Annotated in this window: 12 protein-coding genes and 1 pseudogene; 9 read left to right on the plus strand and 4 right to left on the minus strand. The window is 74.3% G+C overall.

The genetic code is table 11. The features are described from left to right. Nucleotides 1–110 precede the first annotated feature (110 nt). Nucleotides 111–887: an ABC transporter ATP-binding protein gene (locus ACLJTM_RS29860; RefSeq protein ID WP_411106872.1), complete on the plus strand. Its 777-nt coding sequence runs from the start codon at nt 111–113 to the stop codon at nt 885–887. Continuing rightward, entirely contained in the window at nt 884–3,472 is a 2,589-nt protein-coding gene (locus ACLJTM_RS29865) for an ABC transporter permease (RefSeq protein ID WP_411106873.1), read from the plus strand. Before ACLJTM_RS29860 ends, ACLJTM_RS29865 begins: the two co-directional genes overlap by 4 nt. Before the next feature lie 83 nt (nt 3,473–3,555). Here the strand turns inward: ACLJTM_RS29865 and ACLJTM_RS29870 are convergent, their stop codons facing one another. Both ACLJTM_RS29870 and ACLJTM_RS29875 read right to left on the minus strand, forming a co-directional pair. Continuing rightward, nucleotides 3,556–4,962 carry a DUF2079 domain-containing protein gene (locus ACLJTM_RS29870; protein WP_411106874.1) on the minus strand — a complete coding sequence of 469 codons (1,407 nt, stop codon included), beginning with the start codon at nt 4,960–4,962 and terminating at the stop codon, nt 3,556–3,558. A gap of 59 nt (nt 4,963–5,021) precedes the next feature. Beyond that, a pseudogene (locus ACLJTM_RS29875) lies at nt 5,022–5,234 on the minus strand (type II toxin-antitoxin system VapC family toxin); the annotation flags it as partial. Between the two features lie 275 nt (nt 5,235–5,509). Between ACLJTM_RS29875 and mfd the strand changes: the two are divergent. The 4 genes from mfd to ACLJTM_RS29895 all read left to right on the plus strand — a co-directional run bounded on the left by mfd (nt 5,510) and on the right by ACLJTM_RS29895 (nt 13,427). Then, nucleotides 5,510–9,040: a transcription-repair coupling factor gene (gene mfd / locus ACLJTM_RS29880; protein ID WP_411106875.1), complete on the plus strand. Its 3,531-nt coding sequence runs from the start codon at nt 5,510–5,512 to the stop codon at nt 9,038–9,040. A gap of 173 nt (nt 9,041–9,213) precedes the next feature. Beyond that, entirely contained in the window at nt 9,214–11,229 is a 2,016-nt protein-coding gene (locus ACLJTM_RS29885; protein WP_411106876.1) for an N-6 DNA methylase, read from the plus strand. Nucleotides 11,230–11,337: 108 nt separating this feature from the next. Beyond that, nucleotides 11,338–11,922, plus strand: coding sequence for a hypothetical protein (locus tag ACLJTM_RS29890; protein ID WP_411106877.1), 585 nt, complete (start codon nt 11,338–11,340; stop codon nt 11,920–11,922). Further along, nucleotides 11,919–13,427, plus strand: coding sequence for a protein kinase domain-containing protein (locus ACLJTM_RS29895; RefSeq protein WP_411106878.1), 1,509 nt, complete (start codon nt 11,919–11,921; stop codon nt 13,425–13,427). Before ACLJTM_RS29890 ends, ACLJTM_RS29895 begins: the two co-directional genes overlap by 4 nt. On the opposite strand, the gene ACLJTM_RS29900 is transcribed toward ACLJTM_RS29895, so the two are convergent. Continuing rightward, a complete protein-coding gene (locus ACLJTM_RS29900; RefSeq protein WP_411106879.1) occupies nt 13,403–15,787 on the minus strand; it encodes a YfhO family protein in 2,385 nt (794 codons plus the stop codon). The two genes, ACLJTM_RS29895 and ACLJTM_RS29900, sit on opposite strands and share 25 nt — an antisense overlap. A gap of 177 nt (nt 15,788–15,964) precedes the next feature. Here ACLJTM_RS29900 and ACLJTM_RS29905 point away from each other — a divergent pair, with 177 nt between their 5' ends. Beyond that, nucleotides 15,965–16,591: a SurA N-terminal domain-containing protein gene (locus ACLJTM_RS29905; RefSeq protein WP_411106880.1), complete on the plus strand. Its 627-nt coding sequence runs from the start codon at nt 15,965–15,967 to the stop codon at nt 16,589–16,591. A gap of 28 nt (nt 16,592–16,619) precedes the next feature. Then, the gene (locus ACLJTM_RS29910; RefSeq protein ID WP_411106881.1) at nt 16,620–17,666 is read left to right on the plus strand and encodes a MazG family protein; all 1,047 of its coding nucleotides are present in this window, start codon (nt 16,620–16,622) and stop codon (nt 17,664–17,666) included. A gap of 39 nt (nt 17,667–17,705) precedes the next feature. Here the strand turns inward: ACLJTM_RS29910 and ACLJTM_RS29915 are convergent, their stop codons facing one another. Further along, the gene (locus ACLJTM_RS29915) at nt 17,706–18,923 is read right to left on the minus strand and encodes a globin domain-containing protein (protein WP_411106882.1); all 1,218 of its coding nucleotides are present in this window, start codon (nt 18,921–18,923) and stop codon (nt 17,706–17,708) included. Nucleotides 18,924–19,006: 83 nt separating this feature from the next. Here ACLJTM_RS29915 and ACLJTM_RS29920 point away from each other — a divergent pair, with 83 nt between their 5' ends. Beyond that, on the plus strand, nt 19,007–20,314 hold the full coding sequence (locus ACLJTM_RS29920; RefSeq protein ID WP_411106883.1) for a cytochrome P450 family protein: 1,308 nt from the start codon (nt 19,007–19,009) through the stop codon (nt 20,312–20,314). Nucleotides 20,315–20,336 lie beyond the last annotated feature (22 nt).

Here is a 20,336-nt window from a genome sequence, read left to right on the forward strand (position 1 = left end):
GCACCAGCGCGTCGGGCGGCCGCGCCCAGCAGACTCCATGACGGCGGCAGGGGCCCACCAGGGCCCGCAGCGCCCGCCCACAGACGAGGGGAAACACCGTGACAACGGCTATGACCGAGACCAGGCACGGAGGCACTGGCGGCCATGAAGCCGTCGCGGCCCGGGCGCGGAAGGTCGTCAAGGCCTACGGCTCCGGCGAGACGCGCGTCGTCGCGCTGGACGAGGTGGACGTGGACATCCGGCGCGGCGAGTTCACCGCGATCATGGGGCCTTCGGGCTCCGGCAAGTCCACGCTGATGCACTGCCTCGCCGGCCTCGACACGGTGACCAGCGGGCAGATCCACCTGGACGACACCGAGATCACCGGGCTGAAGGACAAGAAGCTCACCCGGCTGCGGCGTGACCGGATCGGCTTCATCTTCCAGGCGTTCAACCTGCTGCCGACGCTGAACGCCCTGGAGAACATCACGCTCCCCATGGACATCGCGGGCCGCAAGCCCGATCGGCAGTGGCTGGACCGGGTCGTGGAGACCGTGGGCCTCGCGGGCCGCCTCAAACACCGCCCCACCGAGCTCTCCGGCGGCCAGCAGCAGCGCGTGGCCGTCGCCCGCGCCCTCGCCGCCCGCCCGCAGATCATCTTCGGCGACGAGCCGACCGGGAACCTCGACTCCCGGGCCGGGGCCGAGATCCTCGGCTTCCTGCGCCGCTCGGTGGACGAACTCGGCCAGACCATCGTCATGGTCACCCACGACCCGGTTGCCGCGTCGTACGCGGACCGCGTCGTCTTCCTCGCCGACGGCCGGATCGTCGACGAGATGCTCAGCCCCAGTGCCGAGCAGGTCCTGGACCGGATGAAGGACTTCGACGCCCGCGGACGGACCTCATGAGCAACACCGTCCTGAAGACCTCGCGGCGCAACTTCGTCGCGCACAAGGGGCGGATGGCGCTCTCCGCCGTCGCCGTCCTGCTCTCCGTCGCGTTCGTCTGCGGCACCATGGTGTTCACCGACACCATGAACACCACCTTCGACAAGCTGTTCGCCGTCACCAGCTCCGATGTGACCGTCAGCCCGAAGGCGGCCGAGGACGGGGAGGAGATCTCCGACCGCGGCAAGCCCGAGACGCTGTCCGGCGCGGCCGTCGAGCAGATCGGGAAGGCCGAGGGCGTGCGCGGCGCCGAGGGCGCCGTCGTCTCGATGTCGGTCACGGTCGTCGACGCCGACAACGCGAACATGGGCTCGACCACGGGCGCCCCGACCCTCGCGGGCAACTGGAACGACAACGAGCTCAAGTCCATGAAGATCACCTCCGGTCACGCGCCGCGCGGCCCCACCGAGGTGATGGTCGACGCCGACACCGCCGAGAAGCACCACCTCGCCCTCGGCGACGAACTGCGCACCATCACCGTCACCGGTGACATCCGTGCGCGGATCAGCGGCATCGCCGCCTTCACCGTGACCAACCCGGGCGCGGCCGTCGTCTACTTCGACACCGTCACCGCGCAGCGCCAACTGCTCGGCGACCCGGGCGCCTTCACGCACGTCAACGTCACCGCGAAGGACGGGGTGAGCGACGAGCAGCTGAAGCAGAACGTCCAGCGGGCCGTGGGCGCGGACACCTACAAGGTGCAGACGGCCAAGGAGGCCGCGGACGCCAACCGCAAAGACGTCGGCTCCTTCCTCAACGTGATGAAGTACGTGATGTACGGCTTCGCCGGCATCGCCTTCCTCGTCGGCATCTTCCTCATCTTCAACACCTTCTCGATGCTGGTGGCCCAGCGGACCCGCGAAATCGGCCTGATGCGTGCCATTGGCGCCGACAGCGGCCAGGTGCTGAAGTCCGTGGTCGTCGAGGCCTTCCTCCTCGGGGTCGTGGGCTCGGTCCTCGGGGTCGGCGCGGGCATCGGACTGGCCGTCGGGCTGATGCAGCTCATGGGCCAGATGGGCATGCACCTGTCGACCGACGACCTGACCGTCACCTGGATCACCCCGGTCGCCGGCCTGGCCCTCGGCATCCTCGTCACCATCGTCTCCGCCTACGTCCCGGCCCGCCGGGCCGGCAAGGTCTCCCCGATGGCGGCCCTGCGCGAGTCCGGCACCCCCGGCGACCGCAAGGCCGGCGTGGTCCGGGCCGTCCTCGGCCTCGCCGTCACCGCCGCCGGCGGGGCGGGCCTCTACCTCGCCTCGGCCGCCGAGGAGGCCGGACCCGGATCGATGTGGCTGGGCCTGGGCGTGGTCCTCACCCTGATCGGCTTCATCGTGATCGGCCCGCTGCTCGCCGCCGGAGTCGTCCGGGTGCTCTCCGGCGCGGTCCTGCGGCCCTTCGGGTCCGTCGGCCGGCTCGCGGAACGCAACGCGCTGCGCAACCCGCGGCGTACGGGGGCCACCGCGGCCGCGCTGATGATCGGGCTCGCCCTGGTCGCCTGCCTGTCGGTGGTCGGCTCCTCGATGGTGGCCTCCGCCACCGACGAGCTCGACAAGTCGGTCGGCGCGGACTACATCGTCAACTCCGAGACGGGACAGCCCGTCGTGCCGCAGGCCGAGGAGGCGCTGCGCGCCGCCCCGGGCCTCGACCACGTCACCGCCTACCGGGAGGTGCAGGCCGCGGTCACCGCCCCGGACGGCACCACCGAGAAGGACGCCGCCCTGGGCGCCACCGACCCGACGTACGCTCTGGACCTGCGGCGCAAGATGGTCGCCGGGGAGCACGCCGACGCGTACGGCAAGGACTCCATGTCGGTCGGCTCGGAGTACGCCACCGCGCACGGCATCAAGCTCGGCGACCAGCTGACGGTCGCCTTCACCGGCGGCGGCACCGTCCGGCTGAAGGTCGCGGCGATCACCAGCGACGAGGGCAACCTCGACAAGGGCATGAAGTACGTCAGCACCGCGGTCGCCGAGGCGAACGTCCCGGCCGACCGGATGCCGCGCCCCTTCATGCTGGTGGCCTCGGCCAAGGGCGGCCAGTCCGACGCCGACGCCTACGCGGCGGTCAAGACGGCGCTGGCGCAGTACCCGCAGTACAAGGTGCGCAACCAGGCCGACTACAAGCAGTCCCTCAAGGACCAGGTGGGGCAGCTGCTCAACATGGTCTACGGGCTCCTCGGCCTCGCCATCGTCATCGCGGTCCTGGGCGTCGTGAACACCCTCGCCCTGTCGGTGGTGGAGCGGACCCGTGAGATCGGCCTGATGCGGGCCATCGGTCTCTCCCGCCGACAGCTGCGCCGCATGATCCGTCTGGAATCGGTGGTCATCGCCCTCTTCGGAGCGCTCCTCGGCCTCGGCCTGGGCATGGGCTGGGGGGCCACCGCGCAGCAGCTGCTCGCCCTCCAGGGCCTGAAGGTGCTGGAGATCCCGTGGCCGACGATCCTCGGGGTGTTCGCCGCCTCGGCCTTCGTGGGCCTGTTCGCCGCGCTGGTCCCGGCCTTCCGGGCAGGGCGGATGAACGTACTGAACGCGATCGCGAGCGAATAGCCGCCGCGCGGTCGTCCGCAGGGAAACAGGGGAGGGCGTCGGCCCCGGACCGTCCGCAGGGACGGTCCGGGGCCGGCGCCGTCTCACTGCCTGCGGATCAGGACGACCCCCTCGGCCTGGTCCACCAGCTCCCACCGGTGGCCCGGGTGCAGCTGGCCGGCGTAGGCGACGGGGTTCTCGCCGGCCCACGCCGAGGAGTTGTCGATGCTGATCCACTCGGGGACCACCCCGCGGCTGCCGCCGATCCAGAACACCCGGCAGCGCGAGGTCAGCCGGGTCAGCGGGCCGGTGTCGGCCTCCACGGTCGCCCCGTCGGGGATCCGGGCGAGGAGCCGCTCGACCGCCACCACCCGCTGGGGCTTCTGGTAGGTGGAGGCCCGGGCGAGCTTCTCGGTGGGCAGGGCGGTCGCACTCAGGGCCAGGCCCGCCGCGAGGACGGCGGCGGGCAGTTGGAGGGCGTACGCGCGCAGCCGGGGCCGCTCGCTGTGCCGCAGCCGGTCGAGGGCGTCGACCAGGGCCAGGGTCACCACGGGCATGAGGACCGCGCTGTAGTGCCAGTCCGTGGACCAGTAGTGGTCGTCCCCCGACAGGAACCGCCAGCCCAGGGTGGGGGCGGCGACGAGCAGCAGCGGCGAGCGGAGCGCGAGCAGCCCGCTGGTGGGGAGCAGCACCCAGGCCAGGGTGGTGAGCTTGGTGCCGATGCCCTCGAAGGGGCCCGCGCCGTCGATCTTGTCCCAGTAGCCGTACCCCTCGGTGGCGAAGAAGGGCACGACGACGGTGAAGACGAGGACCGCGAGCACCGAGGCCGCGCCGGCGACGGCGACCGCCGTCCACGCGGCCCGCCGGTCGGTCGGCAGGGCCCGCCAGGCCACCACCGCGGCCAGGGCGGCGAGGGTGAAGCCCAGGTCCTCCTTGACCAGCAGCAGCGGCAGCCCCCACAGCAGGGCGGCCCGCCAGCGCCGGGCGAGGACCGCCTCCAGGGCGAAGGCCAGCAGGGGCACGGCGAAGGCGATCTCGTGGAAGTCGAACTCGACGGCCCGCTGGATCCCCCACGAGAGCCCGTACGCCACCCCCAGCGCGACCCCCCGCGTCCGGCCGAGCAGCCGGGCGGCCGCCCGGGTCACGGGCACGGCGGAGAGCGCGAACAGCGCGGCCTGGGCCACCAGCAGGGTGAGGGGCCCGGGGAAGACCCGGTAGAGGGGGGCGAGTAGGGCGATGACGGGGCTGAAGTGGTCACCCAGGATGTTGGTCCCGGGTCCCTTCAGGTCGGTCACCGGCTCCTGGAAGTGCGCGTAGGCGCGGATGGCCTGCTCGAAGATCCCCAGGTCCCAGGAGGCCCACTCCATCCGCCGGAAGCGCCCGACGGACAGGACGAGGTAGACGAGGAACAGCCCGGCCGCCACCGCGTAGGGGCCCGGCCACGGGACCCGCCCCTGCCGCGCCGCGGCCGGGGCCGCGGGGGCAGGGAGGGTTATCGCATCGCTCGTCACGGTGGTCTGGCGCTCCTCGGCCGGGCGGCGTGAACTCCTGCGGACGCGACGCGGCGAGCTCAGACGGTCAGTACCTCGACATCGTAGAGCGGGATGTACGGGTCGCGCGTGACAAGGGTCAGCCCCTCGGACTGCGCCTGGGCGACGAGCATCCGGTCGAAGGGGTCCCTGTGGTGGAAGGGGAGCTGTCCCGCGCGGATGCCGTGGAGCGCGGTGACGGGAAGCGGCCGGAGCCGGCAGTCCCGGGCCCGCTCGGGCAGGTCTTCCAGGCCCTCGAGCTTGCCGAGGGCCGCGCTTCCATGCGCACTCCTACGACGGGGACAGGGACGGGGACGGCGGGGTGGACCAAGTGCTGGACCGAGAGGAGGCGCACCGGAGCAGCCGACGCCGGCTCCGTCACCCCGCGGGGACGCCCATCCCCCGCGCGAGGGGTGCGGGGGCGTCGTAGGGTGGGAACCCCCGGCCCGTGAGACGTGTCGGGCCCTTCGCGTTGCCCCTGCTCGCCCCTCGCTGCCTCACTGCCCCCACCGGACGGAAAGCCCCCCTCATGAGCCTGCACGGACTGCTCGACGCCGTCACCCGGGACCCCGCTCTCGCCGAGGCGGTCACCGCGGCCGGGGACGGCAACCGGATGCACGTCGACCTGGTCGGCCCGCCCGCCGCCAGGCCCTTCGCCATCGCCGCGCTGGCCCGGGAGACCGGCCGGACCATCCTCGCGGTCACCGCCACCGGGCGCGAGGCGGAGGACCTGGCCGCCGCGCTGCGCTCGTTCCTGCCGCCGGACGAGGTGGTGGACTACCCGTCCTGGGAGACCCTCCCGCACGAGCGGCTGAGCCCGCGCAGCGACACCGTAGGGCGCCGGATCGCGGTGCTGCGCCGCCTCGCCCACCCGTCCGCGGACGATCCGGCGGCCGGGCCCGTGTCCGTCGTGGTGGCCCCCATCCGCTCGGTGCTCCAGCCGCAGGTCAAGGGGCTCGGGGACCTCGTGCCGGTGAGTCTGCGGCAGGGCGGCAGCGCCGACCTCGGCGAGATCACCCAGGCGCTCGCCGCCGCCGCGTACGCCCGCGTCGAGCTGGTCGAGAAGCGCGGCGAGTTCGCCGTGCGCGGCGGGATCCTCGACGTGTTCCCGCCGACCGAGGAGCACCCGCTGCGCGTGGAGTTCTGGGGTGACGAGGTCGAGGAGATCCGCTACTTCAAGGTCGCCGACCAGCGTTCCCTGGAGATCGCGGAGCACGGGTTGTGGGCCCCGCCCTGCCGCGAGCTGCTGCTCACCGACCAGGTGCGCGAACGCGCCGCTGCCCTCGCCGAGGCGCACCCCGAGCTCGGCGAACTGCTGAACAAGATCGCCGAGGGGATCGCCGTGGAGGGCATGGAATCCCTCGCCCCGGTCCTCGTCGACGACATGGAACTGCTCATCGACGTGCTGCCGGCCCGGTCGATGGCCGTGGTCTGCGATCCGGAGCGGGTGCGGACCCGCGCCGCCGACCTGGTGGCCACCTCCCAGGAGTTCCTGATGGCCTCCTGGGCGGCCACCGCCGGCGGGGGCGACGCGCCCATCGACGTCGGCGCGGCCTCGCTGCGCGGGATCGCGGACGTCCGCGACCGGGCCCGCGAGCTGGGCATGATGTGGTGGTCGGTGTCCCCGTTCGCCGCCGACGAGAGCGCCGGAGGCGACACCCTCAAGCTGGGCATGCACGCCCCGGAGGCCTACCGCGGCGACACCGCCCGGGCCCTGGCCGACACCAAGGCGTGGATCGCCGACGGCTGGCACACCGTCTACCTCACCGAGGGCCACGGCCCCGCCGCCCGGACCGTGGAGGTGCTCGGCGGCGAGGGCATCGCGGCCCGGCTGGAGCCGGACCTGCGCACCCTGGAGCCCAGCCTGGTCCAGGTGGCCTGCGGCTGCCTCGACAACGGCTTTGTCGACCCGGCCCTGCGCCTGGCCGTGCTCACCGAGACCGACCTGACGGGGCAGCGCACCGCCACCAAGGACCTCGGCCGGATGCCGACCCGGCGCCGCAAGACCATCGACCCGCTGACCCTGGAGGCCGGCGACTACATCGTCCACGAGCAGCACGGCGTGGGCCGCTACGTCGAGATGGTGCAGCGCACCGTCCAGGGCGCCACCCGCGAGTACCTGCTCGTGGAGTACGCCCCCGCCAAGCGCGGCCAGCCCGGCGACCGCCTCTACATCCCCACCGACCAGCTGGAGCAGGTGACCAAGTACGTCGGCGGCGAGGCCCCGACCCTGCACCGGCTCGGCGGCGCCGACTGGACCAAGACCAAGGCGCGGGCGAAGAAGGCGGTCAAGGAGATCGCCGCCGACCTCATCAAGCTCTACAGCGCGCGCATGGCCGCCCCCGGCCACACCTTCGGCCCGGACACCCCCTGGCAGCGCGAGCTGGAGGACGCCTTCCCCTACGCGGAGACGCCCGACCAGCTCACCACCATCGCCGAGGTCAAGGAGGACATGGAGAAGTCCGTCCCGATGGACCGGCTGATCTGCGGCGACGTGGGCTACGGAAAGACGGAGATCGCGGTGCGGGCCGCCTTCAAGGCGGTGCAGGACGGCAAGCAGGTCGCCGTCCTCGTCCCCACCACCCTCCTCGTCCAGCAGCACTTCGGCACGTTCTCCGAGCGCTACAGCCAGTTCCCGGTGAAGGTGAAGGCACTGTCCCGCTTCCAGGGCGAGAGCGAGTCCAAAGCCACCCTGGAGGGGCTGCGCGAGGGCTCCGTCGACATCGTCATCGGCACCCACCGGCTGTTCTCGCAGGAGACGAAGTTCAAGGACCTGGGCCTGGTCATCGTCGACGAGGAGCAGCGGTTCGGCGTCGAGCACAAGGAGCAGCTCAAGAAGCTCCGGGCCAACGTCGACGTGCTGACGATGTCCGCGACCCCGATCCCCCGCACCCTGGAGATGGCGGTGACCGGCATCCGCGAGATGTCGACGATCACCACTCCGCCGGAGGAGCGGCACCCGGTGCTCACCTTCGTCGGCCCGTACGAGGAGAAGCAGATCGGCGCGGCCGTACGGCGCGAGCTGCTGCGCGAGGGGCAGGTCTTCTACATCCACAACCGGGTCGAGTCCATCGACCGGGCCGCCGCGAAGCTGCGGGAGATCGTGCCCGAGGCGCGGATCGCGACCGCGCACGGCCAGATGTCGGAACAGGCCCTGGAACAGGTGGTCGTGGACTTCTGGGAGAAGAAGTTCGACGTGCTGGTGTCGACGACGATCGTCGAGTCGGGCATCGACATCTCCAATGCCAACACGCTGATCGTGGAGCGCGGCGACAACTTCGGCCTCTCCCAGCTGCACCAGCTCCGCGGCCGGGTCGGCCGCGGCCGCGAACGCGGCTACGCCTACTTCCTGTACCCGCCGGAGAAGCCGCTGACCGAGACGGCGCACGAGCGCCTCGCGACGATCGCCCAGCACACCGAGATGGGCGCGGGCATGTACGTGGCCATGAAGGACCTGGAGATCCGCGGCGCGGGCAACCTGCTCGGCGGCGAGCAGTCCGGCCACATCGCGGGCGTCGGCTTCGACCTGTACATCCGGATGGTCGGCGAGGCCGTGGCCGACTACCGGGCGGCCGTCGAGGGCGGGGTGGAGGAGGAGCCGCCGCTGGAGGTCAAGATCGAGCTGCCGGTCGACGCGCACGTCCCGCACGACTACGCGCCGGGCGAGCGGCTGCGCCTGCAGGCCTACCGGTCCATCGCCTCCGCCACCACCGAGGCCGACATCAAGGCCGTCCGGGAGGAGCTCACCGACCGCTACGGCAAGCTGCCGGAGCCGGTGGAGAACCTGCTGATGGTGGCGGGGCTGCGGATGTTCGCCCGGGCCTGCGGCGTCGGCGACATCACCTTGCAGGGGCCCAACATCCGCTTCGGGCCGGTGGAGTTGCGCGAGTCGCAGGAGCTGCGCCTCAAGCGGCTCTACCCGGGGGCCGTGCTCAAGCCCGCGGCCTCGCAGGTGCTGGTCCCGCGGCCCAAGACGGCCCGGGTCGGCGGGAAGCCGCTGGTCGGGCGGGAACTGCTGTCCTGGACCGGGGAGTTCCTCAGCACGATCCTCGGCTCCTGAGCCGAGGGGCCGGGGGCTGCCGGGCCGCTGGGCCGCTGGGCCAGGGGCTGGCGGGTCGCCGGGCCGGGGGCTGCCGGCCCGCCACCCGGCGCCCGGGCCCGGCGCCTGTGAACCGTGTCAACACGGTGTACGTGCCATGGCCGGTTCACGCTGTGCATCGGTATGCTCCGCGCATGTTCGAGGAGAGCGACGACCCGGCCGTCCCCGCCCGAGCGCCCGCGGGCGCCGAGGTCACCGCCGCCGAGGTTGCCCGCCTGGCCGGGGTCGGCCGCGCCGCCGTGAGCAACTGGCGCCGCCGCCACCCCGACTTCCCCCGGCCCGTCGGCGGGAGCGGGACCAGCCCCTCCTTCGCCCTGTCCGAGGTGCAGGAGTGGCTGCGGGCCCAGGGCAAGAACGCCGAGGTGCCGCTGCGCGAACGCGTCCGCCGCCAGGTCGCCGCCCACCCCGGCGGGGCGGCGGCCGCGCTGGTGAAGGCGGGCGGTGCGCTGCTCGTCGTACGGGACCGGCCCACCGACTGGCTGGAGGCGGCCGCGGTCTCCGACGCCGGTACCGCCCGCCTGCTCGGCCCCCTCCTCGACCAGGTGCTCGGCGCCCGCCTGGGGTCCGCCCGGCCGCTCGCCCCCGCCCCGCTCGAACCCGCCGACGTGCCCCTGCTGCGGGGCGCCGCCGCCCTCGCCGCCGAACTGGGCGCCCGCCAGGCCTTCGAGTTCCTGCTCGGCAGCCACCCCGACGCCGGCCCCCGCCGGCACACGCCCACTCCGGACGGCCCCGCCGCACTGATGGCCGCCCTCGCCGGCCCCGCCGTCCGCACCGCCCTCGACCCCGCCTGCGGGACGGGCACCCTGCTGCGGGCCGTCCGCGGGGCGGCCGAGCTGTACGCGCAGGACTCCTCGCCCGAACTCGCCGCCCTCGCCACGCTGCGGCTGGCCCTCGCCGGCGACGCGCGGATCCGCGGCGCCGCGGCCGACAGCCTGCGCGCCGACGCCTTCACCGGCACCGCGGTCGACGCCGTGCTCTGCCACCCGCCGTCCGGCGAACGGAACTGGGGGCACGGGGAACTGGCCTACGACCCGCGCTGGGAGTACGGCTTCCCGGCCCGCGCCGAATCCGAACTCGCCTGGGTCCAGCACGCCCTGGCCCACCTGCGGGAGGGCGGCACCGCCGTGCTGCTGCTGCCCGCCGCCGTCGCCGCCCGCCGCTCCGGCCGCCGCATCCGCGCCGACCTGCTGCGCCGCGGGGCGCTGCGCGCCGTCGTCGCGCTCCCGGCCGGAGCGGCCCCGCCGTACGGGGTCCCGCTGCACCTGTGGGTGCTGCGCCGGCCCGCACCGCAGGCGGCCCCGCCCGCCGGGCTGCTGCTGGTCGACGGCGCGGCCGCCGCGGCCGCGCCGGAGGTCGCGGACCGGCCCGGGGCCCGGTGGGCCGCCGTGCACGGGGCCGCCGAGGCGGCCTGGAGCGCGTACGACCGGACCGGTTCGGTCGAAGAGGTGCCCGGCATCAGCCGCCTGGTGCCGGTCATCGAACTCCTCGACGAGGACGTGGACCTCACCCCGGCCCATCACCTGCCGCCGCCGGGCGCGGGCGGCGGGCCGGCCGCACTGGGCGCCGTCCGCCGACGCCTCGACGACAGCCTCGCCCGCGCCGCCCGCCTCGCCCCGCCGCCCGCCGCGGCGTCCGCAGCCGTGCCTGCGGGGCCCGCGGCCCGGCCGCCGCTGACCACGGTCGGTGAACTCGTCCGCGCCGGAGCCCTGATGCTGCACAGCGGTTCCGCCCACGGCTCCCGGCCGGACGCCGGGCCCGTGCTGACACAGCCCGGCGACGTCCTGGTCCCCGTCCTCGGCGCCGCCCCCGTCCGGGTCGTCTCCCCGGAGGCCGCCGGCGCCGCGCCCGGCCGCGGCACGGCCCTGCTGCGCCCCGACCCCGGCGCCCTCGACCCCTGGTTCCTGGCCGGCTTCCTGCGCGGCACCGCCAACCACCGGCGCGCCAGCAGCCACACCTCCACCGCCTCCCGGCTCGACGTGCGCCGCCTGCGGCTGCCCCGGCTGCCCCTGGAGCAGCAGCAGCGCTACGGAATCCGCTTCCGCGCGCTCGCCGAGTTCGAGGAGGCACTGCTGCTGGCGGGACGGCTCGGCGGGCAACTGGTGCAGGGCCTGTACGACGGCCTGTCGGACGGCACGCTCCCGCCGGACTGAGCTTGTGCGGCGACCGTACAACGGTTGGGGCATCCCCTCACCGACGGCCCGACCGGCTGTATACGCTCTGACCCGGAACTCCATCCGCACGCCCTGTCAGGAGCAGCGATGCACGGCCCCGGCCTCCCGCCGCAGCACGGTCACCAGCCCACGTCCGGGGGCGTGGTGACGCTGCGCGTGCTGTTCGCGCTGCTGCCCCTCCTCAGCTGCGGCTTCTTCGCGTTCGGGTCGTTGCTGCGGCTCGCACTGGTCACCCGCAAGACGCACGACTGGCTGCTCACGGTGGCCGGCTTCGTGCTGTCCGTCAGCTGGCTCGTCCTCATCGGGATGGACCCCACCGAGGACGCCAGCAACTGGCAGGGCAACCTCGGCGCGGGCGGCTCGATCGTCAGCGGCCTCGCGATCTGCGTGTACTTCCTCGTCGCGGACATCAAGCACTACGAGAACGCCTCGCGGACCGCGCACTGGTACCCGGCGCAGGCCGGCCCCGCGCCCTACGCGGCCCCCCAGCACCGGCCGCCGGTCCAGGGGTACGGCTACCCGCCCGCGCAGCCCCAGGTGCCCGCGCAGCCGCCGATGCCGCCGCAGCACCACACCCCGCCGCCGCGCATCGGGCAGGTCCGGGCCGAACTCGACGAGCTCAGCGAGCTGCTGCGCAAGCAGCCTCCCCGCGACCAGGACCCCAACCGGTGACCGACCGCCTCGTCGGAGACCGCTACCAGCTCGCGACCGTCCTGGGCCAGGGCGGCATGGGCCAGGTGTGGACCGCTTACGACCGCCGCCTGGACCGGCGGGTCGCCGTCAAACTGCTCCGCCCCGACAAGGTCGCCGGACCCGGCACGGTCGCCGAGGAGCTGCGCCGCCGCTTCGTGCGCGAGTGCCGGGTCACCGCCCAGGTGGACCACCCGGGGCTGGTCACCGTGCACGACGCGGGCACCGACGGCGACGAGCTGTACCTGGTGATGGGCTACGTCGAGGGCGCCGACCTCGCCGACCACCTCGCGGAACACGACCCGTACCCCTGGCCGTGGGCGGTCGCGGTCGCCGCGCAGCTGTGCGCGGTGCTGTCCGCCGTGCACGCGGTGCCGATCGTGCACCGCGACCTCAAGCCGCGCAATGTGATGGTGCGCCCCGACGGCAGCGTCCTGGTCCTCGACCTCGGCGTCGCCTCCGTGATGGACACCGACACCACCCGCCTCACCAGCACCGGAACGCCCATCGGCAGCCCCGCGTACATGGCGCCCGAGCAGGCCATGGGCGGCGCGGTGGGCCCGTACACCGACCTGTACGCGCTCGGCGTGCTGCTCTACGAACTCCTCAGCGGCAACGTGCCGTTCGCCGGATCCACCGCCCTCGGCGTCCTGCACCGCCACCTGTACGAGCCCCCGCTCCCGGTCCGCCAGCTGCGCCCGGAGATCCCGGCCGCTCTGGAGGCGGTGCTGATGCACCTCCTCGCCAAGGACCCGCAGGACCGGCCCGGTTCCGCCCAAGAGGTCTACGAGGCGCTCGCGCCGCTGCTGCCCGCCCGCGGCAGCGCCGCCCCGAAGGGCCCGCTCGACCCGACCCGCCCCTTCCTGCGCCCCCACGCGCCCTGGCCGGACCGGGCCACCGTGATCCCGCCCCGTCCGGCCGACCCGCCGGCGCCGCCGCGGCCGGACATCCCCGGCGCAGTGGACGAGGCCCGCACCCTCCTGGACCAGGGGCAGCTCACCCGGGCCGTCGACATCCTCGGCGGCATCCTGCCGGCGGCCGCCGCCGAGCACGGGGAGCACTCGCCGGTGGTGCGCTCCCTGCGCAAGCAGTACGCGGCCACGCTGATGGACGACGGCCAGTACCGCCGCGCCCTGCCCGAACTGCGCCGCCTCGCCGACGAGTTCCCGGCCGGGGACCCGCAGGCGCTGCGCTTTCGCTACGACGCGGCGCAGTGCCTGGAGCAGCTGGGCGAGCCGGCCGCGGCCCTGGCGGAGTACCGCTCGCTGCTGCCGCTCTTCGAGAACCACTACGCCAACCCGGACCCGGGCCTGCCCCTGGAGGTCCGTCGCCGCATAGCGCACCTGCTGCTGTCCCTGGGCGACCGCCCGGCGGCCCACGACACCCTGGCCCGGCTGCTGTTCGACGCCGAGCGGGTGCACGGCCCGGCGCACCCCTTCCCGGCCGAGGTCCGCCGCACCCTTCAGTGGCTGGGCCAGGTGCGCTGACGCAGTCTCCGCGGTCCGCGCCGGGCCCGCAGCAGCAGGCCGAGCAGGACGGCCAGGGCCGCGGCCGCGAGAGCCGCGCCCGAGAGCAGCCCCGGGGGCCGGAAGGCGCAGGCCAGGGTGGTGGTCCGGCCGTCCAGCGGCACGGCGACGAGGCCCAGCCGGGCCGAGGCGGGACGCCCGTTGCAGGTCCACCCCGCGACGGCCGGCACCGACAGGACCGCCGTGCCCGCGGCCCCCGGGGGCAGTGCGGCCCGGATGCCGGAGGAGCCGACGTGCAGCGAGAGCGCCGCCGAGGCGCGCAGGGCGGCGACGGCCGCCTCCAGACGGGTGCGGTCCAGGCAGGACAGGGCCCACCGGGGCGGCGGGGCCGCGTCGAAGACCAGGGCCGAGGAGGCGCCCCGGGAAGGGCCCAGCGGTTGCAGGGCCGCCCGGTTGCGGGGGGCGCTCCCGTTCAGCCGGAAGGCCGCGCCGTCCGCGAGGCGGGCCGTGGCGTTGTACTCCGGCGCCCACAGGTAGGCCTCCGTGCCCGCGCGGCAGACCCCCGGCGCGAGCGGTTCCTCGTACACCGCCGCGCCCAGCAGCAGTTCCTGGTTCGCGAAGGGGGAGGGGCCGTACGCCGGGGGCGGGCCGGCCGGGTCCGGCGGGCGGACCGTCACCAGCGGTGGGACCTCGGCGCGGGCCACCGTCCCGTCCGGCCGCAGCCGGGCCCCGACCGCGAACACCGCGTCGGTCACCGGGTTGTCGAGGCTCTGCACGTTGCGCCCCCGCGAGGTCCAGCCCGCCCCGAGGGCCGCCATCGTCTGCGTGAACACCGCGGGGGTGTGGCTGCTGTAGTACGCCCCGCCCTCCCCGCCCAGCAGCATCGGGTCGTTGCCCGACAGCGCGGGCCGACCCGCGTCGGTGCGGTACGCGGGCCAGCCCTGCGCCCCGGCCAGGGCCCCGGCGCGCGCCGTGTGGGCCGCGCCCCAGGACGGATAGTCATCGAGACCGCCGAGCTTGCCGCGGTGCCCGTACGCCCCGGTCGCGGCGGCCTGGACCAGCACCACCAGCGCCAGCAGGGCGGCCGCGGGCACCACCCGTGCCCGTCGGCGCAGCGCCCACCAGGCCGCCCCGGCCGCCGCGAGCCCGCCGCAGAACAGCAGGAGACCGGGGGACGTGGCGAGCGCACTGCGGTGCGCCCACCAGGCGGCCGCCGTCAGCAGCCCGGCCCCCGCGGCCAGGGCCCGCACCCCGGGCAGCCCCGCGGCCAGAGCGGTCCAGGCGGCGATCACGGCGATCCCGGCCAGCACGAAGGTCTGCCGGTACGGGCTGCCGTTGGGCGTGGCGAACAGGTGCCAGGCCAGATGGGTGGGCGCCCACTGGAGGGAGAGCGCGACCACCGCCGTCAGCCCCGCCCACCCCAGCCGGGTGCGCACCGGCACGGCCCGGTGGAAGGGCAGGGCGGCCAGCGGGAGCAGGGCGGCGGCGGAGAGGAACACGGCCGGGGAGGAGAAGGAGTACGTGCCCGGCAGGAGCCGGGCGAACAGGTCGGCCCAGGGCGCCGGTCGGAACTCCCCGGCCCACCCCGGGTAGGCCCGCCCCGAGCTGAGGAAGAGGGGGAGCAGCACGGGCGCCGCCAGGGCGACGCCGAGGACCGTGGCCCCGGCGGCCCGGCCGACGGCCCGCAGCCGGGCCGGCGCACCCGGGTGGGCCGCCGCCACCCGCAGCAGCAGGACCAGCGCGGCCCCCAGGGTCGCCATGTAGGCGGTGTAGAAGTTCGCCGTCCAGCACGCCGCGACCACCAGCGCGGCCGCCGCCGGCCGCCGCCCGCGCAGGGCCCATTCGCCGGTCAGGCACAGCAGCGGGAAGGCGATCAGCCCGTCCAGCCACATCGGGTTGTAGGACGCCTCGACCACCGACCAGCCGCACAGCGCGTACGAGGCGCCGAGCAGCCCGGCGGCCCACCACGGTCCGCGCCGCAGGGTGCGCAGCAGCCAGGCCATGGCGGCTGCGGCGGCAGCCGTCTTCAGCACCGTGACCACGTACACCGCGAGGTCGATGTCCGCCCGCGGGAAGAGAGCGACGAGCACCGCGAACGGGCTGGCCAGATAGGTGCCCAGGTCCGGCAGGAAGCTGGTGCCGTAGCCGGACTGCCAGTTGAACAGCAGGCCGCCGTGCGCACGTCCGTGCAGGAGGTCCCACAGGTGCGCGTGGAAGGGGACGAACTGGTTGCCGAGGTCGTTGACGCTGCGGTGGCGCGGTCCGTACGGGAACACGCGGGCGGCGGCGTCCCCGGCGCACACGGCCGCCGTCGTGGTCAGGGCGGCCAGCGCCGAGCCGGTCAGGCTCAGGCGGCGCGGCGAGCGGTGCGGTGTCGACATGGTGGGCCGACCCTGGCAGCGCCGGGAGGCCGAAGCATGGCCGCAGGGTGAACGCGCACCCCGACACCGCGGGAATCGTTGGTCGAACCGGTGGCTCGGACCACCCCGACCTCATACCATCGATCACCGCACGGCCCTTGTGCACCGACGCACAATCTCCCGGCCCTGGAGGCTCCTTTGCACCGTCGCACAGCGCTCTCCGTCTCCGCCGCCCTGCTTGTGGCGGCCCCTCTGCTGTCCGCCTGCTCGGGGCAGGCCCGCCCCGGCACCGCGGCCGTGGTCGGCGGTGAACGGATCACCACCTCCGCGCTCCAGGCCCAGGTCAACGACGTCCGCGCCGCACAGAACCGGTCGGGGCAGGCAGCCGCCGAACTCATCGCGCAGACCCCCAACCTGGAGCGGCAGAAGCTCGACTCGATCCTGCAGAGCCGGGTCATCGACAAGATGGCGCGCACCGCCGGGGTCACGGCCACCGAGAAGGAGGTCGAGGAGGAGCGCCGGTCGTACGTGACGGAGAACAAGGGGGACGAGCAGTTCGAGGCGCTGCTCCTGCAGAAGGGGGCCATCTCCCCCGGCCAGGCCGAGCGCTTCCTCACCAACCAGGTCCTCCTCGCGAAGCTGACCGCCAAGTACGGCAACGGGAAGCTGGAGGAGCCCGCCCGGGCCGCCGCGAAGGCCCTGGACATCGAGGTCAACCCGCGGTACGGGGCCTGGGACGTCCAGCAGGTGAAGCTGGGCGCGGGGGACACGCCGTGGATCCTCCAGCGGACCGCGCCCGAGCAGCCGGCACCCGCGGGAGCCTGACCCCGGCGGACGGAGGTAGGTTCGGAGGGTGACCGACCACGTACCCGCCGAGCCCACCGGCCGCATCGTCCTGCTGACCACCAGCCACCGGGTCGCCCCCGGCGTGCTGTCCTGGCCGGCGTGGCAGACCCTGCACGCCGCGGACCTGGTGCTGTGCGCCGACCCCGGCCACCCGCAGCTCCCGTACCTGCGCGAGGCGGGCATCGAGGTCGTCCAGGACGGCCCGGGTGACGCGTCCGCGCTGGTCGACGCCTGCGCCGGCGGCCGGACCGTGGTGGTGCTGCCGGGCGGCGAGGGCGACCGGCGGCTGACCGACGGGCTGGCGCGGCTGGCCGGCTCCGGCCGGGTCGCGATGCCCGACCTGGAACTGCTCCCGGGCTCCTACGACCTGCCCGGCGCACGTCTGCTCGACCTGGTCCAGGTGATGGACCGGGTCCGGCGCGAATGCCCCTGGACCTCGCAGCAGACCCACCGGGGACTGGCGAAGTACGCCATCGAGGAGGCGTACGAACTCGTCGAGGCCATCGAGGACGGCGACCGGGAGGAACTGCGCGAGGAACTCGGCGACGTGCTCCTCCAGGTGGTCTTCCACGCCCGGATCGCGCAGGAGGGCGAGGACGGGGGCGGGGAGCCCGGCGACGACGGTGACGACGACGGCGCGGGCGGCGGCGGAGAGGGCCCGGTCGGGGCGTTCTCGATCGACGACGTGGCCGCGACCCTCGTGGAGAAGCTGGTCCACCGCCACCCGCACGTCTTCGGCGACGCACGGGCCGAGACCCCCGAGGACGTCCACGCGCACTGGCAGCGCACCAAGGCCGTCGAGAAGCAGCGGGAGTCGGTCACCGACGGGGTCCCGCTCGGCCAGCCCGGCCTGGCGCTGGCGGCCAAGCTCGCCGGCCGGGCCCGCGCCGGCGGCGTACCCGTGGAGCTGCCGCGCGGCGAGGGCATCGGGTACGAGCTGCTGGCGCTGGCGGCGCGCGCCGAGGAGGCGGGCACCGACCCGGAGACGGCGCTGCGGGCGGCGGCCCGGGCCTACCGGGACGCGATCCGGGCGGCGGAGGGCCTCGACCGGTAAGGGCCGGCGCGAGCGCCTCCGGAAGGGTCCGCGGGCCCGTCAGTCCGGCCGCGGCGCCCGGCCCGAGGGGTTGTGCCAGTGCGGTGCGGGGCGGTTCAGGAACCACTCGCCGAAGCCCAGCGGGCGGCTCCCGGCGCCGTCGCCGCGGCCGGTGGCGGGCACCGAGTCGTGGAAGATCCGGTCCGGCCGGGCGCCCAGCTCCGTCAGGAGGCCGGCGATCTCCTCGATGAACTGCGGCGGCCCGCCGAGGTAGACGTCCTGGTCCGGCCACAGGCCCCGGTTGCCGAGGGCGGTGGCCAGCCGGTCGGTGGCCTGGTTGCGGTGCTGTCCGGGGGCGGGCGTGATGTAGGTGACGGCCAGCCGGCGGCAGGCGTCCGCGTAGGCGTCGATGAACGGGCGGTCGTAGAGGTGCGCGGCGTCCCGGGCGACCACGAAGAGCCGCACGTCCTGATCGGGAGGGTGTTCCGCGAGCTCCTCGACCATGGCCCGGATCGGCGCCCAGCCGGTGCCCGCGGCGATGAAGCTGACCGGGCGGTCCGCACGGCGCAGGGTGAGCCCGCCGCCGGGGGCGCCGAGCCGCAGCCGGTCGCCGGGGAGCACCTCCTGGACCAGGGCGGTGCTGAGCCGGCCCTGCTCGATGCGGCTGACGTGGAGGTCGACGGTGCCGTCGGGGCGGGGCGCATTGCCGATCGAGTAGGTGCGCCAGGTCCGGGGGACCCGGTCGCTGCTGACGCTGACGTACTGCCCGGCCCGGTGGCGCAGCGGCGCGTGGGGACGCAGGGTCAGCACCCCGATGTCCTGCCCGTACCGGAGGTGGCGCACGACCTCGGCGTCCCACCACGGGGGGTCCTCGCTCTCGGCGGCGCCGGCCGTCATCGTGTCGGCGATCACCCGGTACGCCTCGGCCCAGGCCTTCTCGACGTCCGCGTTCCAGGCGCCGCCGCTGGCCTCGGCGAGCGCGGCGAGCAGGCTGGCGCCGACGGCCGCGTAGTGCTCGGGGCCGGCGAGGAACTTGCGGTGGTCGCGCCCCAGTTCGCGGAGGTAGGGCAGGAGGGTCTCGTCCTCCAGGCGGGCGATCACGTGGGTGAGCGCGGCGAAGAGCCGGTCCCGCTGGCGTTCCATGTCCTCGGCGGAGTCCGGGAAGAGCTCGCGGATCCCGGGATGGTGCCAGAAGAGGTGGGAGTAGAAGTACTTGACCGCGTGCTCGGCCCTTCTCTCGACCACCGCGAAGCTGCTCTTCAAGATCTTCACATCCACAAAACCGAAAGTAGGAACGTCCGATCGCGCCAGGTCAAGGGAAGGAGCATCTGCGGACAGCCGCGGCGAACACCCCATAGGGGATGGCCGGCGCCGGGCCGGGATACGGTCGTCGGGTGCACGAGCAGACACCGGCAACCCCGGCGGACACCCCTGGAACCGAGGGCCCCACCCTCTTCGACTGGGAGTTCGCCACCGATCCCTATCCGGCGTACGCCTGGCTGCGCGAGCACTCCCCGGTGCACCGCACCAAGCTCCCCAGCGGAGTCGAGGCGTGGCTGGTCACCCGGTACGCGGACGCCCGCCAGGCCCTCGCCGACCAGCGGCTCAGCAAGAATCCGGCGCACCACGCGGAGCCCGCGCACGCCCGCGGCAAGACGGGCATCCCGGGGGAGCGCAAGGCGGAGCTGATGACCCACCTGCTGAACATCGACCCGCCGGACCACACCCGGCTGCGGAGGCTGGTCTCGAAGGCCTTCACGCCGCGCAGGGTCGCCGAGTTCACCCCGCGGGTCCAGGAGCTGACCGACCACCTCATCGACCGGTTCTGCGCCAGGGGAGAAGCCGACCTCATCCACGAGTTCGCCTTCCCGCTGCCCATCTACGCCATCTGCGAGATGCTCGGCGTACCGCGCGAGGACCAGGACGACTTCCGCGACTGGGCCGGGATGATGATCCGCCACGGGGGCGGTCCGCGGGGCGGGGTCGCCCGGTCGGTCAAGCAGATGCGCACGTACCTCGGGGAACTCATCCACCGCAAAAGGGACGACCTGGGACAGGATCTGATCTCCGACCTGATCCGGGCGAGCGACCACGGCGACCACCTGACGGAGGCCGAGGCCACCGCGATGGCGTTCATCCTCCTCTTCGCGGGCTTCGAGACGACCGTGAACCTCATCGGCAACGGGGTCCACTCCCTCTTCATGAACCCGGACCAGCGCGAGCGCCTCCAGCGCTCCCTCGCGGCCGGCGAGCGGGACCTGCTGGAGACCGGGGTCGAGGAGCTGCTGCGCTACGACGGCCCCGTGGAGCTGGCCACCTGGCGGTTCGCCACCGAGGAGCTGGCCCTGGGCGGCTGCCGGATCGCGGCGGGGGACCCGGTGCTGGTCGTCCTCGCGGCGGCCGACCGGGACCCCGAGCGGTTCGCCGAACCGGACACCCTGGACCTGTCCCGGAGCGACAACCAGCACCTCGGATACGGCCACGGGATCCACTACTGCCTGGGCGCTCCGCTCGCGCGACTCGAAGGACAGACCGCGCTTGCGCGTTTGCTGACGCGTCTGCCGGATCTGGAACTTGCCATTCCCCCCGAGGACCTGCGCTGGCGGGGCGGACTGATCATGCGTGGCCTGCGCACGCTTCCGGTCCGCTTCGCACCCCGGAACGCATGAAGGGGCGCTGACCGTACGTCAG

It is taken from the genome of Streptomyces sp. cmx-4-9 (assembly GCF_046548835.1).
In the GTDB taxonomy this organism is placed as follows: Bacteria; Actinomycetota; Actinomycetes; order Streptomycetales; family Streptomycetaceae; genus Streptomyces.

Bases quoted from the DNA above. Each gene is read 5' to 3' on its own strand.
- ACLJTM_RS29890 (WP_411106877.1), top strand. From the start codon at position 11,338: ATGCACGGCCCCGGCCTCCCGCCGCAGCACGGTCACCAGCCCACGTCC.
- mfd (WP_411106875.1), top strand. From the start codon at position 5,510: ATGAGCCTGCACGGACTGCTCGACGCCGTCACCCGGGACCCCGCTCTC.
- ACLJTM_RS29900 (WP_411106879.1), bottom strand. From the start codon at position 15,787: ATGTCGACACCGCACCGCTCGCCGCGCCGCCTGAGCCTGACCGGCTCG.
- ACLJTM_RS29860 (WP_411106872.1), top strand. From the start codon at position 111: ATGACCGAGACCAGGCACGGAGGCACTGGCGGCCATGAAGCCGTCGCG.
- ACLJTM_RS29865 (WP_411106873.1), top strand. From the start codon at position 884: ATGAGCAACACCGTCCTGAAGACCTCGCGGCGCAACTTCGTCGCGCAC.
- ACLJTM_RS29920 (WP_411106883.1), top strand. From the start codon at position 19,007: ATGGCCGGCGCCGGGCCGGGATACGGTCGTCGGGTGCACGAGCAGACA.
- ACLJTM_RS29885 (WP_411106876.1), top strand. From the start codon at position 9,214: ATGTTCGAGGAGAGCGACGACCCGGCCGTCCCCGCCCGAGCGCCCGCG.